14 protein-coding genes are annotated in these 15,519 nt (G+C 65.9%); 9 read left to right on the forward strand and 5 right to left on the reverse strand.

The genetic code is table 11. The annotated features are described in order from the left end of the window. Positions 1 to 44: 44 nt before the first annotated feature. From JNG39_RS10650 to JNG39_RS10665, 4 genes are all read left to right on the forward strand, one after another. A complete protein-coding gene (locus JNG39_RS10650) occupies positions 45 to 878 on the forward strand; it encodes a glycosyltransferase family 2 protein (RefSeq protein ID WP_368311351.1) in 834 nt (277 codons plus the stop codon). Further along, positions 875 to 1,906 (forward strand): CDP-glycerol glycerophosphotransferase family protein, encoded by a 1,032-nt coding sequence (locus JNG39_RS10655; protein ID WP_368311352.1) that lies wholly within the window; start codon positions 875 to 877, stop codon positions 1,904 to 1,906. Before JNG39_RS10650 ends, JNG39_RS10655 begins: the two co-directional genes overlap by 4 nt. Positions 1,907 to 2,013: 107 nt before the next feature. After that, positions 2,014 to 3,957 (forward strand): ArnT family glycosyltransferase, encoded by a 1,944-nt coding sequence (locus tag JNG39_RS10660; RefSeq protein ID WP_368311354.1) that lies wholly within the window; start codon positions 2,014 to 2,016, stop codon positions 3,955 to 3,957. Continuing rightward, a complete protein-coding gene (locus JNG39_RS10665; RefSeq protein WP_368311356.1) occupies positions 3,954 to 4,277 on the forward strand; it encodes a tetratricopeptide repeat protein in 324 nt (107 codons plus the stop codon). Before JNG39_RS10660 ends, JNG39_RS10665 begins: the two co-directional genes overlap by 4 nt. On the opposite strand, the gene JNG39_RS10670 is transcribed toward JNG39_RS10665, so the two are convergent. After that, positions 4,252 to 5,160 carry a lipid A biosynthesis acyltransferase gene (locus JNG39_RS10670; protein WP_368311358.1) on the reverse strand — a complete coding sequence of 303 codons (909 nt, stop codon included), beginning with the start codon at positions 5,158 to 5,160 and terminating at the stop codon, positions 4,252 to 4,254. The two genes, JNG39_RS10665 and JNG39_RS10670, sit on opposite strands and share 26 nt — an antisense overlap. A 55-nt stretch (positions 5,161 to 5,215) precedes the next feature. Between JNG39_RS10670 and dtd the strand changes: the two genes are divergently transcribed. The 5 genes from dtd (at position 5,216) to JNG39_RS10695 (ending at position 11,347) form a co-directional block, all read left to right on the forward strand. Further along, positions 5,216 to 5,656 carry a D-aminoacyl-tRNA deacylase gene (gene dtd / locus JNG39_RS10675; RefSeq protein WP_368311360.1) on the forward strand — a complete coding sequence of 147 codons (441 nt, stop codon included), beginning with the start codon at positions 5,216 to 5,218 and terminating at the stop codon, positions 5,654 to 5,656. A gap of 176 nt (positions 5,657 to 5,832) precedes the next feature. Then, positions 5,833 to 7,692 (forward strand): RNA polymerase sigma factor RpoD, encoded by a 1,860-nt coding sequence (gene rpoD, locus JNG39_RS10680; RefSeq protein ID WP_368311362.1) that lies wholly within the window; start codon positions 5,833 to 5,835, stop codon positions 7,690 to 7,692. A 129-nt stretch (positions 7,693 to 7,821) separates the two neighbouring features. Then, entirely contained in the window at positions 7,822 to 9,399 is a 1,578-nt protein-coding gene (locus JNG39_RS10685) for a glycoside hydrolase family 30 beta sandwich domain-containing protein (protein WP_368311364.1), read from the forward strand. 96 nt (positions 9,400 to 9,495) lie between these two features. Then, positions 9,496 to 10,524 (forward strand): type IV toxin-antitoxin system AbiEi family antitoxin, encoded by a 1,029-nt coding sequence (locus JNG39_RS10690; RefSeq protein ID WP_368311366.1) that lies wholly within the window; start codon positions 9,496 to 9,498, stop codon positions 10,522 to 10,524. After that, positions 10,505 to 11,347, forward strand: a complete 843-nt coding sequence (locus JNG39_RS10695; RefSeq protein WP_368311367.1) for a nucleotidyl transferase AbiEii/AbiGii toxin family protein — start codon at positions 10,505 to 10,507, stop codon at positions 11,345 to 11,347. Before JNG39_RS10690 ends, JNG39_RS10695 begins: the two co-directional genes overlap by 20 nt. Before the next feature lie 74 nt (positions 11,348 to 11,421). Here JNG39_RS10695 and JNG39_RS10700 read toward each other — a convergent pair whose 3' ends face one another. The 4 genes from JNG39_RS10700 to JNG39_RS10715 are packed head-to-tail and all read right to left on the reverse strand — an operon-like array spanning position 11,422 to position 15,486. Continuing rightward, the gene (locus tag JNG39_RS10700) at positions 11,422 to 11,766 is read right to left on the reverse strand and encodes a DUF2894 domain-containing protein (protein WP_368311919.1); all 345 of its coding nucleotides are present in this window, start codon (positions 11,764 to 11,766) and stop codon (positions 11,422 to 11,424) included. 34 nt (positions 11,767 to 11,800) lie between these two features. Further along, positions 11,801 to 12,448 (reverse strand): OmpA family protein, encoded by a 648-nt coding sequence (locus JNG39_RS10705; protein WP_368311368.1) that lies wholly within the window; start codon positions 12,446 to 12,448, stop codon positions 11,801 to 11,803. Then, complete coding sequence (locus JNG39_RS10710) at positions 12,445 to 14,832, reverse strand: DUF802 domain-containing protein (RefSeq protein WP_368311369.1); 2,388 nt, start codon at positions 14,830 to 14,832, stop codon at positions 12,445 to 12,447. The genes JNG39_RS10705 and JNG39_RS10710 overlap by 4 nt, the downstream gene beginning before the upstream one ends. Positions 14,833 to 14,835: 3 nt before the next feature. Then, complete coding sequence (locus tag JNG39_RS10715) at positions 14,836 to 15,486, reverse strand: DUF3348 domain-containing protein (protein ID WP_368311370.1); 651 nt, start codon at positions 15,484 to 15,486, stop codon at positions 14,836 to 14,838. Positions 15,487 to 15,519: the final 33 nt, after the last annotated feature.

Below are 15,519 nucleotides of genomic sequence, written 5' to 3' on the forward strand. Positions count from 1 at the left end.
GGCTAAACGGCGGCGGTCCGGCTTCCATCGGGTAGACTTTCGCGATGGCGAGCCTCCCCCTGACCCTTGTAGTGATCACCTATAACGAGGCGCATACGATCGCCCGCTGCCTGGACAGCGTGCCCTTCGCCGCCGAGAAGGTGGTGGTGGACAGCGGCAGCACCGACGACACGGTCGCCATCGCCCGGGCGCACGGCGCCCGGGTGGTGCACCAGGACTGGCTGGGCTTCGGGCCGCAGCGAAATTTCGCCACCACCCAGGCCAGCCACGACTGGCTGCTCGCCCTGGACGCCGACGAGTTCCTCTCGCCCGAACTGGCCGCCGAACTGGAGGCCGCCCTGCCCGCCATCCAGGCGGGTAACGACGCGGCCGTGTATCTGCGCCGGCGCACCATCTACATGGGCCGGCCGATGCGCTGGTACCGCCCCTCGGTGGGCGAGAAGATGGCCCGCCTGTGGCACCGCGACCGCGCGCGTTGGACCGACGCCCGGGTGCATGAATCCCTCCGCTTCGACGGCACCTCGCGGACGTTGCGCGCGCCCTTCGACCACGTGAACAACCCCAGCCTGGTCGAGAAACAGCTCAAGGTGCTGCGCTATTCCGAGCTGAAGTGCCGCGACTGGTACGACAAGGGCAAGTCGACGCGCATGTGGCAGACGCCGTTCGTGTTCCTGCTCGCCTTCGTCAAGGATTACCTCTTCCGCCTCGCCGTCCTCGACGGCTGGCGCGGTTTCATCATCGCGCAGACGGCGGCGAGCTACGCCGTGTACAAGCGCATGCGCTACTACGAAATGCGGCACAACCCGGCCTCGCGCGAGTCGGCCGCCACCGCCCTGCACCGCCACGGCCTCGACCGCGGCTCGGACACCACGACATGAAGAAGCACTACCTCCTTTACGGCTCCGAGCGTTACGCGCTGGCCATCCTGCGTCCGTTGCAGAAAGCCATCCGCGAACGCGGCCACGAGGCGGCATGGTTCTTCGACGGCCCCGGCGGCGAAGACCTCGTCGAGGGCGAGACCTGGCTGCGCACCACCGAGGAAGTGCGCAGCTACAAGCCCATCGCCGTGGTCACCTCGTCGAACGCGGTGCCGCACTTCTTCCCGGGCGTGAAGGTGGAAACCTTCCACGGTTTCGACGCGGGCAAGCCGCGGCACATCTACATCCGCGGCTTTTTCGACCTCTACTGCACCACCGGACCGCGCGACACCCAGGCCTTCGACGAGATCGCCGCGAAGCTCGGCCACTTCGCCGTGAAGGAAACCGGCTGGCCGAAGCTCGACCCGTACATGGGCGAGATCGGCCGCCGCCCGCTGCCTCCGGTGAAGCGTCCGCCCGTGATCCTCTACCACTCCACGTTCTCGCCCTCGTGGAGCGCCGCCGAGATCCTCTACGACAAGGTGAAGGAACTCTCGCGCGACGGCCGCTACCGTTTCGTGGTCACCTTCCACCCGAAGATGAACCCGGAAACCACGGCGAAATTCAAGGCGCTCCAGAACGATCACCTGCGCTTTGCCGAAAACGACAACATCCTGGAGCTGTTCGGCGAGGCCGACATGATGTGCTCGGACACCTCGTCGGCGCTCAACGAGTTCCTGCTCACGGGCAAGCCGGTGGTGACGTTCAAGAATCGACGCCCCGGTCCGCAACTGATCGATATCGACGATCCGGAACAGTTCGCGCCCGCCATCGAGCGCGCGCTGTCGCGCCCGCCCGAACTCATGCAGGCCATCGACGACTACGCCAACGCCATCCACCCCTACCGCGACGGCCGGTCGAGCGAGCGCGTGCTCGACGCGATCGACGCCTTCATCGCCGAAGGGGCGCGTAACCGGCGCCGCAAGCCGCTCAACCTCTGGCGCAAACTGAAGATCCGGCGGCGGATCGGCTACTGGGGACCGGCCTGACCCGGAGCCCTAGACGTCGTGGCGACTTCCCCAGGGGTAGGAGTTAAGTCAGCCTTTGCCGGGCCCATGCGTTTAGAATCCACGCTCCTTCAACGGTGACGACGCCCTTGTCCATCAGCGCCTATACCCGCTCGGAACACCTTCGCGCCCTGTGGCCCTGGCTGCCGCTGTGGGCGGCGATGGCCCTGCTGGCCATCTTCTCGCACGGTCCGATGCCGATGTTCTCCACGCGCACGCTCGCCGTCGCCTGGGAGATGTGGGCGCACGGCCACTGGCTCGTGCCGCACATCAACGGCGATCCGTACAGCGAAAAGGTGCCGTTGCTGTTCTGGTTGATCCACGCGGGCTGGGCCGTGTTCGGCGTGAGCGACGTGTGGCCGCGCGTGCTCGAGGTGATCTTCGGCGGCACGCAGCTGGTGCTGGCCTCGGTACTCGCCAGCCGCCTGTTCCCGGGTCGTCCGTGGGTGGCCAAGGCCACGCCGTGGCTGCTCATGGCCCTGTCGTATGCGTTCCTGTTCGGCCTGCAGATCATGTACGAGGTGCTCCTCGTGGTCTGGGTGCTGGGTGCCCTGCTCTGCCTGGTTCCAACGGTCACCCGGGCGCAGCCGCGCTGGTGGCTGTTCGCCCTGATGGTGGGCGCGGGCCTGCTCACCAAAGGGCCGGTGATGGCGGTGCACGTGCTGTTTCCGCTGCTCTTCGGCCCGTTGTGGAACGACTGGGCGCGGGAGAACAAGGCACGCTGGTACGGCTACGGCCTCCTCGCCCTGCTCGCGGGGTTCGCCATCCTGCTGGCATGGGCGATACCCGCGGGCGAGTCGGGCGGCGAGGCCTATCGCCAGCGCCTGTTCTTCACGCAGACCGCCGGTCGCGTGGTCGAAAAGCACACGCAGGGGCTGCAGAGCCACGCCCGCCCCGCCTGGTACTACCTCGTGTTCCTTCCGGTGATCGTCTTCCCGCTCAGCGGCTGGCTGCGCGGCATCGTGGCCTTGCCCGCGACACTGCTGCGCAAGCCGTGGCGGCCGGGCACCGGCGCGGCGGTGGGCGTCACCGTCGTGGCGCTGGTGCTGTTGCTGGTGTCGGCCGCGGTTCCGTCGCTGCCGTCCATCGTCGGCAAGGGACTGGCGGTGCTGGTCTTCGTGCCGCTGTTCGTCGCGCTGATGCGCCAGCCGCTCGAGGCGGGCCTGCGTTTCCTCGTGGCCTGGCTGCTGCCCGCGCTGCTCACGTTTTCGCTCATCGGCGGCAAGCAGCTGTATTACCTGCTGCCGGAACTGGCCGGCGTGACCATGCTGGTGGCCGCCTGCGTGGCCGACCTGCGCGAGCGCCACAAGGGCCTGGCGACGCATTACGCGCTGGGCACGTGGCCGCTCTCGCTGGGCGCCTTTCTCCTGGCCGTCGCCCTCTTCGCGATGCCCGCCGTGGTGCCCACGCGCTTCGCCGACAACATCTGGCTCACGGGCATGGCGCCTTACGCGCGCTTCTTCGCGGTGATCTTCCTGGTGCTCGGCGCCCTGCTGCTCCTGCGCGGGCGCGGCGAGATGCGCCGTCTGGCCTTCGCCGGCCTGATCGGCACCGTGGCGCTCAATGCGCTGTTCACCATGGGCCTGTGGTACCGCTACGATCTTGCGCCCGCATCGGCCTTCCTCGGCCAGGCCGACGCCGCCGGACGGCCCATCGGCAATCTCGGCACCGAGTACAACGGCCAATACCACTTCGCCGGCCGGTTGATGCATCCCATCGCACGGATCAACGTCCTTCCCGGCATGGCCCCCGCGCCTGACGACGAAGACGACGACGCGGTGCACGACGGCGATTCGCTGGACGACTTCGCCACGCATCATCCCAACGGCCTCATCGTCTCCTATGCCAGGCATCCGCCGGCCGAGGCCTTCCGTTTCGCACGGCTGATCCAGCCGTCGCGCACGGGCTGGCTGATGATCTGGGACGCGCCGACGCTCAACGCCCTGCAATCGGGGCGCGTGCCGGCCGAGCCCGCCCAGCCCACGCTGCTCTATCCGCAGGACTACTGGCGCACGCGGACGGCGATGCGATGAGCCAACCCCTCGTCGAGCGCCTGCGCGCGCAGGTCGGCGGTCCCCGCGATGGCGCACTGCTGCGCTTCTCCATCGGCAGTGCGCTGTTGGGCGACGGCGATTACGCCGGTGCCGCGACGGCCTTCCGCGAAGCGCTCGCGTTCGACAAGCACTACTCGGCCGCGTGGAAGTTGCTGGGTAAGTCGTTGCTGGCGAGCGATGACGAAAGCGGCGCGGCGGAGGCCTGGCGCAACGGCATCGAGGCCGCGTTGGAACGCGGCGACAAGCAGGCCGAAAAGGAAATGACCGTGTTCCTCAACCGCCTCCCTCGAACGGGTTGATCGTCTTGTAGGGATCGGCGCGGTCGTGGGCCGTATAGCGCTTGTAGTGCCACTGGTACTGCGAGAAAGCCCGTTCCACGCACTGCTCCACGCCGCGATTGAGCGCCGTGCAGGCGGTCTTCAGATCGGTGCTGTCGATGCCGTCGGGCGCGGGGATGACGTGGATGCGGAAACCCGCTCCATGGGGCAGGCGCTCGGCGAAGCTGAAAAGCACCGTCGCGCCGGTGCGCGCCGCCAGGCGGGAAAGCAGTACGCCGGTGAGCGCGTCCACGCCGAAGAACGGTGCGAACTCCCCTTCCCCCTCGCGCGGCTTCTGATCGGGCAGGATGCCCACGGTGCCACCCGCGCCCAGGCGCTTGAACAGCGCGCGCACGCCGGCACCCTCGGCCCGGACCTGTTCCGGCGCCAGCTTGCCGCGCACCTTGCGCAGCAGGGCCTCGATGGCCTGGATGCGCGGCGGGCGGTAGAGGATGGCCATGGGGGTCTTGCTGCACAGCCAGTAGTTGAGCAGCTCCCAGCACCCCAGGTGCGGCGCGGCGACGATCACACCCTTGCCCGAGGCCAACGCTGCCTCGAACAGCTCGCCGCCGACCACCTCGCGCACCAGCCCCAGCGCCTTTTCGGCACCCCCTCCCCAGATCGCGGCCACCTCGGTGACCGACTTGCCCGACTCCTCCATCGTCTCGCGCAGCAGGGCCGCGCGGGCATCGCCAGGGAGTTCGGGACGGGTCAGGCGCAGGTTCACCGCCGTGTAGCGCGCGCTGCGCGAGCGGTTGCGCAACGAACGGCGGCCGATCCAGGCGCCGACGGCGTGCACGATACGCAGGGGGAAGAAGCTGACCAGGCGCAGCAGGAGGTAGAGGAGGTAGATATCGGGACGCATGCCTGAATGGTAACGGCTCCATTAAGCTTGGTCCCCGCCAGCCGCTAACGAATCCATGATTGCACTGATCCAGCGTGTCGAATCCGCGCGTGTCGAGGTCGACGGGACGACCGTGGGCGCCATCGGCGCGGGCCTGCTCGCCCTCGTGGCCGTGGAGCCCGGCGACGGCGAGGCCCAGTGCCGCCGCATGCTCGAGCGCCTGTTGGGCTACCGGGTGTTTTCCGATGCCGAGGGCCGGATGAACCTGGGCCTGGCCGAGACCGGTGGCGGCCTGTTGCTGGTGAGCCAGTTCACCCTGGCCGCCGACACCCGTAAGGGCATGCGCCCCAGCTTCACCGCCGCCGCGGCCCCCGACGAGGCCCGCCGGTGGTTCGATCACCTGGTATTACTGGCCCGAAACGCCCATCCGGGGGTGGAAACCGGCCGCTTCGGTGCCCATATGAAGGTTCACCTGATCAACGACGGCCCGGTCACCTTCCGCCTGGAGGTGCGCTAGGCCTCTGCCCGGGGCCCGTAGCCCCACTCCCCCCTCACTCGATGCGTTCTCCGGCCTGGAAGGCCCGATCTGGCGCGATTTTTGCGTATCGACGATGAGGCCGATCCACTTGAAAACTGGTCAAAAAATCATCAAATGACTATACTGATCGGTTCCAGTAACCCGCGGCGGTCGGCATGACTAACAAAGCTCACGAGCAACAATCGGAAATCAAGCAACTCATTTCCAAGGGCCTCGAGCAGGGCTACCTGACTTACGCGGAAATCAACGATCACCTCCCCGACGACATCGTCGACCCGGAGCAGATCGAAGACATCATGGCGGTGCTCAAGGGCGTCGGCATCGAGGTCCACGATTCCGCCCCCGACACCGACACCATCAGCGACGGCGCCGCCCCCGGCGCGTCGTCCGATGACGAGTCCGCGGCCGAAGAAGCCGTGGCGCTGCTGTCGGCCGTCGATTCCGAGGTGGGCCGCACCACCGACCCCGTGCGCATGTACATGCGCGAGATGGGCACGGTCGAGCTGCTGACCCGCGAGGGCGAAATCGCCATCGCCAAGCGCATCGAAGAGGGCCTCAACCAGGTCCAGACGGCGCTCGCCTCGTTTCCGCTCACCATTCAGCTGCTGCTGGAAGAGTACGACCAGCACCTGGAAGGCAAGCGCCGCCTGAGCGAGATCCTGGCCGGCTTCGCCGACCTCGAGGCCGCCGAAGACCAGGCCCAGGCCGCCGCCGCCGAGCTGCCGGAAGTCGATGGCGACTCCGACGACGACGACGATAACGACGATTCCACGACCACCGACGAGGACGAAGGCCCGAGCGGTCCGGATCCGGAAGAAGTGAAGCGCCGCATGGAAGAACTGCGTTCGCTGCACGCCAAGTTCCAGAAGTCCGCGCCCAAGGCCGAGATCGCCGACAAGAAGGTCGCGAAGATCCGCGAGCAGATGTCCGAGGCGTTCCTGAACCTCAAGCTGCCCTCGGCCCTCATCGACAGCTTCGTGCGCAAGCTGCGCGAGGTGGTGAACGACATCCGTCACCACGAGCGCATCCTCATGGACATCTTCGTCAAGCAGGTGAAGATGCCGCGCGCCGAGTTCCTCAAGAGCTTCCCGTCCAACGAGGGCAACCTCGAGTGGGCCGCCGAGCTGTCGCGCAAGCGCCAGAAGTGGTCGCCGAACATCAAGAACTTCCGCGAAGCCATCGACGCCGAGCAGGAAAAGCTGGCCCAGATCGAGCGCACGCTGTACCTGCCGCTGACCGACATCAAGGAAATCAACCGCGCCATGTCGGTGGGCGAGGCCAAGGCGCGCCGCGCCAAGAAGGAAATGGTCGAGGCCAACCTGCGCCTGGTCATCTCCATCGCCAAGAAGTACACCAACCGCGGCCTGCAGTTCCTCGACCTCATCCAGGAAGGCAACATCGGCCTGATGAAGGCGGTGGATAAGTTCGAATACCGCCGCGGATACAAGTTCTCCACGTACGCCACGTGGTGGATCCGCCAGGCCATCACTCGCTCGATCGCCGACCAGGCACGCACCATCCGCATCCCGGTGCACATGATCGAGACGATCAACAAACTGAACCGCATTTCCCGCCAGATGCTCCAGCAGTTCGGCCGCGAGCCGACGCCGGAAGAGCTGGCCAAAGAAATGGAAATGCCCGAGGACAAGATCCGCAAGGTGCTGAAGATCGCGAAGGAACCGATCTCCATGGAAACCCCGATCGGCGACGACGAGGATTCCCACCTTGGCGATTTCATCGAGGACACCAACGCCAGCTCGCCCATCGAGTCGGCCACGGAAACCGGCCTCATGGAAACCGTCCGCGACGTGCTCGCCGGCCTCACCCCGCGGGAAGCCAAGGTGCTGCGCATGCGCTTCGGCATCGACATGAACACGGATCACACGCTGGAAGAAGTCGGTAAGCAGTTCGACGTCACCCGCGAGCGCATCCGCCAGATCGAAGCCAAGGCCCTGCGCAAGCTGCGCCACCCGAGCCGATCGGAAACCCTGCGCTCGTTCCTCGATATCGATTGATCGAGGCGCGACATGACGAAAACGCCCGCGCAAGCGGGCGTTTTTTTGTATCTTGAGGGTGGACCAAACGAATGGCGCGGGGCTTCGTGATCCCATCGGGCGACAACGATAAACGCGGAGCCGTGCGCCATGGATGAGCAGAGCGCCGACTCCGGTCGCGTCACGGCGGTCTTCATCGCCCTGATCGTCCTGGTCTCCGCGCTCGCCGTGGCCGCGCCCCGGGCGATATGGCGCGTGGAACACAGCGCGTCGAAGGCCGGGGCCGCGCCGCAAGTCCCGACCACCCTGCCCATCGTCGAACTGTGGCTCAGCACCGCCGATCGCAAGCTGAAGCTGGCCCAGCAGCCCGACATCGCCGCGACGCCGCGCGGGTCGCGCCCCGTCGACATCGCCATCGACCTGCGCAAGAGCTATCAGACCATGGTCGGCTTCGGGGCGGCGATGACCGATTCGTCGGCCTGGCTGCTCAGGAACAAGCTGAACGCCGCGCAGCGCAAGGCGCTGTTGAACGAACTGTACGGCCCGCCGCCCCACCTCAACTTCAACATGATGCGCCTGACCGTAGGCTCGTCGGACTTCTCGTTGAACGTCTACACGCTGGACGACGTCTTCTTCGGCCAGTCGGACCCGGACCTCGAGCACTTCAACATCGCCTCCAACCGGGAAGACCTGATCCCGGCCGTGAAGGAAGCGCTCGCGATCAATCCGGGCCTGCAGATCATGGCGTCGCCGTGGACGGCCCCGGCCTGGATGAAGGCCAACGCCAACGTGCTCGGCGGCGAGCTGGACGAACGCTACGAGAGCGTCTATGCGGACTACCTCATCAAGTACCTCGACGCGTACCGCGGCCAGGGCATTCCGATCTTCGCGTTGAGCCTGCAGAACGAGCCCGCCTTCCAGCCGTTGTCCTATCCCGGCATGCGCCTACCCGCGGCGACGCGCGCACGCATCGTCGCCCAGTACCTCGGCCCGAAGCTGGCCAAGCGCTATCCGCGTACGCAGATCCTGGAGTGGGACCATAACTGGAGCCATCCCGAGCAACCGTTGGAGGTGCTCTCCCACCCCGACGCGGCCCGCTACATCGACGGCGTGGCCTGGCATTGCTACGAAGGCAATCCCTACAACCAGGGCAAGGTGCATCGGGCCTACCCCGACAAGGATGTCTACATGACCGAATGCTCCGGCGGCGACTGGCCATCCGCCGCCGGTGGCGAGCTGCTGTGGTTCACCCGCAACCTCCTGATCACCAGCATCCGCCAATGGGCCCGCGGGGTGATCTACTGGAACCTCGCGCTGGACGAAAACCACGGGCCGCATTTCGGCGGCTGCGGCCTGTGCAAGGGCGTGGTACAGATCGATTCCCGCACCGGCCAGGTCAGCCGCAACGACGAGTACTACGCCCTGGCGCACTTCAGCCGTTTCGTACTGCCCGAAGCCAGCCGCGTGCAATCCACCGACACCGACGCCGACAAGGGCATTCCCAACGTGGCGTTCTGGAACGCCACCGACGGCTCCATCGTGCTGGTGGTGGCCAACAGCCACAAGAGCGCCCGCTCGATTTCCGTCGGCGAAGGCCTGACCCGCTTCAACTACACGATGCCGCCGCAAAGCGTGGCCACTTTCATGTGGAATCCGGACAAGGCGGCGGGACTGGTGCGGCGGGCGTTCTGGTGGGTCAAGAGATCGCTGAAAACAACCAGCGCCTAAATTCTCATGAGTGCATGAGATTTTTTCGCCTCTTGTTCAGTTGTTCAATATGTTTTATAAAAATGAACAACGCAATATATTGAACAAGGTGGCCGCGTGGACGAGCTAGCCCTACTACAAGGTGCCGCCCAAGCCGTCGAGGCCGCGACGGGACTCAAGATCACCTCGATGCCGCTGTCCTACGGCCCCGACACCGTGGTCGTCGTGGCATTCCCCAGCGGACAAGTGAGTTATCTGTCCGAGCACAAATCGCACATCACAGGCGAAGCTCATTTAAGCCTTATTCGCCAGCAACTTGCCATGCGAGAGAACGAGATGCGTCCGCTGCTGGTCACTCACCACCTGACGGCAAAGCAGATCGACCACTGCAGGGAAATCGATCTGGATTTCATCGACTCCGGCGGCAACTGCCTTCTCAGGGCCCGTCCGCTTTGGGTGTTGGTTCGGGGAAACAGGCCTTCGACGTCCATCATCTCATCCCCTCCTCTCAAAGGAGGCACGAGCTATGCATCGTTACGAGTGATTTACGCCCTTCTCTGCCGTCCCGAACTTCTCGCTGCGCCGTACCGTGAGGTTGCCGCGGCGGCGGGGGTATCGCTTGGGGTCATACCGCCAGTCTTTGCCGACCTTGAGCACCGGGGCCTCCTCTCCCAGCGCGGCCGGGAAAAGGGGCGGCATCTTCTCGACATAGAGCGTACGCAGAACGAATGGGCTACCAACTACCCCAACCGACTTCGACCTCGTCTGAAGCATCGCCGCTTCACGGCACCAAGCCAGGAGTGGTGGCGCGAAGCCGATATCGGCCCCAAGGCACTATGGGGGAGCGAGGTAGCCGCCTACCGGCTCACCCACTACCTGACGCCGGTGACACAAACGATATACCTTGCGGACGATGCCGATGCGATGCCTTCCCTGCTGAGAAATCATCGTCTACGAGCCGACCCGCATGGACCGATCGAAATCGTTGAACGCTTCTGGCACTTCAGCGACGCTTTCGAGCACACGAAAGGCGTTGTCAATCCGCTACTGATCTACGCGGACCTCCTTACCCTGCAAGATTCACGCGCCAACGAAACCGCAGCGCGTTTACGCAAGGAATACCTGAATGCTCAAGCTAAGGAATAGCGCTCCACTGGATGCAACCAGCCGGGCAATCATTCACGAGGTAACTCTTGCAGCGAAAGATGTCGGCGTAAGGATCATGCTCGTAGGCGCGAGTGCCAGGGACATCATCATGAGTCACGTCTACGACCTGCCCCAGCACCGTGCCACCAACGACGTGGATTTCGCCGTCGCCATTCATGGCTGGGATACGTTCGATATGATGATATCGCGCCTGCTCGATACGCCCCGCTTTACGGGCAGACCTGGCCTGACCCACCGCCTGTATTACAAAGCCAGCCCGACGAGCCATGAGGTTTTCGTGGATATCGTGCCCTTCGGTCCTGGGGTAGGAGGCCCGAGATTCCGATGGCCCCAGGATCCCGACATCGAAATGAACGTAGAGGGCTATCCGGATGCCGCCGAGGCGGCAAGCATCGTCGACGTGGGCGACGCCACGATCGAGGTACCTAGCGTTCCTGGATTAGCCTTGCTCAAGTTATTTGCATGGAACGACCGTCACTCAGCTACTCGAAAGGATGCCAATGATCTTGCAATCTTGCTACGCAATTACTCAGAACTCGGTAACGGTAATCGCATGTACGACGAACCATCGTTGCTGGATGGAGTGGATCACGACTACGTGCGAGGAAGCGCCAGACTGCTCGGACGCGATGTCCGGCGCTTATGCAGCGTAACGACGTTGACGGAAGTGCGAAAAGTGGTAACACAAGAAAACCTGCACCGGCTCGCCCTTGACGCATACAACGACCGATGGAACCGGGATGACAGGCTGGATTTCTTCAGAGAGATCTTCGGCGACTTTGCAGGCGAGCTACAAACCTGACGCCATTATCGACGCCGGGGAGAATCATGGCTCCGGAGAGCACCCCGCCAAGGCAACTTAGGCCGACGACGATTTTAGCCCTTGCGAGCCGTTGCCGCTTTCGGCTTGCGTGCGCGTTTCTTCGCGACGACGGCAGCGCGTGGCGTGTCCCTGGCCGCCGGCGCCTTCGCGGCATGCACCTGTTCCAGCCACGACAGGTCGTCGACGTACGAAAGGAAATGCCGCAGGTACTCCGGCGACAGCTCTCGCATCAGCGTAATCGCGCGATGCACGAGGGCGGCGGAATTGAGCGGGCCCGCGTCGGTGGGCACGGGCTCGTGCGCGAGGCGAAGCTGGCTCTCGGAACGCACGCTCGTCCAGATGCGGCGGAAGTCCTCGATGGCGGGCAACTCAGGATACGTCGACGGCTTCGACGCCATGTCGTCGACAAGCCCTCCCAAGAGTCCGCGCGGTTTATCGTGGCTCATGCTTGTCGACCGTCGAAAGCTTCGGCACGGGCGCGATTTCCACACGACGGTTCTTCGCGCGACCGGCTTCGTCCTCGTTGGAACCGACCGGCTGCTCGGCGCCGAACGCCGCAGCAAATATCGAAGAGGACGGCACGCCCTCGGCGATCAGCGCACGCGTCACGGTGAGCGAGCGCTCGGCGGACAGTTCGAGGTTGTCGGCGAAACGACGGTTGCCGTCGTGCACCGGACGGTCGTCGGTGAAGCCGCTGACCATCAGGATCTCGTCGCGCGAGGCGAGATAACTCCTGAGCGGGGCGGCGAGGCTCTTCAGCAACTCGCGACCTTCGGGCTGCAGCTCATCGGAGTTGAGTGCGAAGAGCACGTTGCCGCTGATCCCGATGCGACCGTTCACCAGCGTGACGCGCCCCGAGGCCAACGGCGCCGCCAATGCCTGCTCCAGCGTGACGCGACGCTGCTCTTCCGCCTGGCGCTGCTTCACGGCCTCGTCGAGCTTGCTCGACAACTGCAACTGCATGCCGATCACGCCGACCAGGATCAGCACGAACGCGCCCAGCAGCACCGACATCAGGTCGCCGAAGGCGGCCCAGATCGGCGCGACCGATTCGTTGTCGGCGTCGATGTCGTGGCTCATGCCTTGGCCTTCCCGGCGGCGCGGGTCTTGGCGAGGTGCTGCATCTCTTCGATGATCTGCTTCTGCGACAGCACGCTGAGGTCGACCACTTCACGCGCCTGCGCGACGTAGTACGCCAACTGCTCGTCGCTGCGCACGAGCGAGGTACCCAGCGCCTCGGCGATCTCGCGCAGGCGCTCCATGAGCGCCTCATTCGACTGCCCGAACTGCTGCACCGCCCCACCGAAGGCCTCGCCCAGGCTCGCCACGCCGGCGGCGCTGGCGGTGAGCTGTTCGGCCACCACGCCGAGCTTGCCGGTCTCGGCTTCGACGTGATCGGTGAAGCGCGTGCCGACGCGCTCGAGCAGGTCGGCCGAGGTGCCGATGAGCGCGTCGACGGCCGTGCGCTGTTCGGTGGACGCATGGTTCACCGCGTCGAGCAGGGTTTCCAGCGTCTCGAGAAGACGGGTGCGCTCCTCGAGCATCGCCGTGTCGCGCACCATGCTGTCGGAGAGTTTCTGACGCAGCTCGGCGATCACCTCCGCCGCGGCCTTCGGTGCTTCCGACGCCGCATCGACGAGGCGCGACATCTCAGCGATGGTCGCGCTCGCATGGCTCTGCATGTGCGCGGCGATGTCCTGCGCGGTGCGTTCGAGCGTGTCGACGATGGCCTGCTGGCGACTCGTGGCATGTTCGCCCGCGCGCTCCCACTGCTGCGTGAGTGCGGTGGTGGTAGCGGCCAGGGTGTCCGTCCAGGCCTTCAGGCGTTCTTCGTCACGCGTGGCGAGCGCCTGCTGCAACGCCGCCTGCGACTGGTTCAGTCCGGCGATCACGTCGGCTGCTGCCTTCGGCGCTTCCGAGGCCGTATCGACCAGACGCGATATCTCGGCGATAGTGGCGCTGGCATGCGCCTGCGTCTGCGTCGCGATCTCCTGGGCGGTGCGCTCGAGCGCGTCGCCGATGGCCTGCTGACGGCTCGCGGCGTGGTCGCCCGCGCGCTCCCATTGCTGGGTGAGCGTGGCCGTCGTCGCGGCGAGGGTATCCGCCCAGGCTTTCAGGCGATCTTCGTCGCGCGTGGCGAGCGCCTGCTGCAATTCCAGCTGAGACCGGCGCATGGCGTCGGCGAGCGAAGCCGCCTGCGCTTCCCACGTCGCCGTGACGGATGCGAGCGCCTTTTGCTGTCGCTCGGCCAGGTCGTCATTCGCGGCGGACTGACGGGTCAACGCATCGTTCCATGCGTTGGCGGCATGGTTCGCGGACGTATCCAGGCGCGCGGCGAGGTGATCGACGAGGCTCGCCGAACGCTCGTCGAAACGACTGGCGAAGGCGTCCAGCGAGCGACCCACGTCTTGCGTGAGCCGCTCGTTGGCCTTGCGCTGTTCGGCCAGCGCATCGTTCCAGGCGGCGGTCACGGCGGTGCCCGTTTGCTTCCAGCCGTCCGTCAGCTCGTCGAACTGGCGCCCGACCACCTGCGACACCTTCTCGTGCAACGACGCGGTTTCCCGCGCCAGCGCGGCCATCGTGGATTCCGCCACGGGCTGCAGCACGTCGCTGGCGATGCGCGCGCTCTCGGCGATGCCTTTCTTCATCGACTGCTCCACGGAGGACGCCAGGCGCGTGTAGATCACCTCCGTGGTGGCGTGGAAGCTTTCCTGGTTGGCGATCAGGCGCTCGCCCGAGGTACGGCTCTGCTGCTCCAGCGCCGCCATCATCGACTCCATGCGCTCGATCAGCATGGGCATCAGGTTGGCCTGGTTTTTCAGCAGGCGGAAGGATTCCTCGCGCTGGTGCGCCTGCGAGTGCACGCGCAGCCGGGTCGCGATGTTCACGTCCAGCTCCTGCACCACGTCCAGGCGATCCCGTCGGCAGAGCGCGGAGAGCAGGCCCAGCATCGCGGAGCTGGCGACGCCGGCGATCGACGTGCCGAAGGCGAAACCCAGCCCCTTCACCGGCGCGGCGAGCGATCCGCGAATGGCCTGCAGGTCGGTGGCGCTTTCCAGCGCGATGCCCGTGCCGCGCAGCGTCGCCATCATGCCGAGCAGCGTACCCAGCATGCCCAGCAGCACGAGCAGGCCGACGAGGTAAGGCGTCAGCGTGGGCGCGGGCAGTGCCACGCGCTCGCCTTCCACGCGCAGGCGCACGGCGTTGCGCAGGCTGGGATGCAGGCGCTGCAGCCAGCTGGCGAGGCTCGGGGTGCCCTCGTCCAGTTCCCGGACGGCGCGGTCGAGGGTATGGGTGGCGCGCCGGTAGCGATACAGCTCCCACGCACCGGCCAGGTAACAGACGCCGATGAGCGCCGCCACGGCCGCGCCCAGGGGGTTGGAGCCGACGTATCCGGCACCGACCCAACCCACGGCCGCGAGGCCGAGAAGGAGAACGACGAGAAGAAGGAGGTTTCTGACCATGACTTACCCAGTGATGCCGCGAAGGGCGGCGAGCAGCCCCTCGATCGGTTGAAAACGCATGTCCAGTTCGGCGAGCAGCACGTCCTGCATGTCGCGACGGAAGAGATCGAGCCAGGTGCCGTCGCCCGGCGCGGCGGCGCTACGAAGGCGCTCGAAACGGTCGCCGAGCAGGGTCGGCACGCCTGCCAGCAGGCGGTGTTCACGGGGGCTCAGCACCGACTCCATGAAGGCATCCACCTCCGCCAGCCGCGCCGCCTCGGGCGATACCGCCGCCAGCACGTCGCGCAAGCGCCCCCGCAGGTTGCCGGTCGCGGCCTGCATCGCCCGCTGGTGGCGGAGGTAACGCGCGCGGAAGGCCGCGAAGTCCGGTGCCGCGCCCATGTCCCTCTCCCGCTCCGTCACGATGGCTTCCACGAGCGCGGTACGCGCCGTCGCAGCTTCGCCGTCATTGAACGCGACCACCGCCTCGGATGCCTCGGGCAGCTTGCCCTCCAGCGCCGACGACAGGCCGATGGCCTGCGTCCAGTCGAGCCACAGGCCCAACCGGTCGGCCACCGACCCGCCCGCCGGGACGGGCTCGGCGTCGCTCAGTCGCGCAAGGAGTCGGACAAAGGTCGAACCGCGAACCGATGCCCGTAAGGAGGCCTGCACCATGCTATCTGTCTGAAAAACGACCAGTTTACCTCA

It is taken from the genome of Luteibacter sp. CQ10, assembly GCF_040900725.1.
Taxonomy (GTDB): domain Bacteria; phylum Pseudomonadota; class Gammaproteobacteria; order Xanthomonadales; family Rhodanobacteraceae; genus Luteibacter.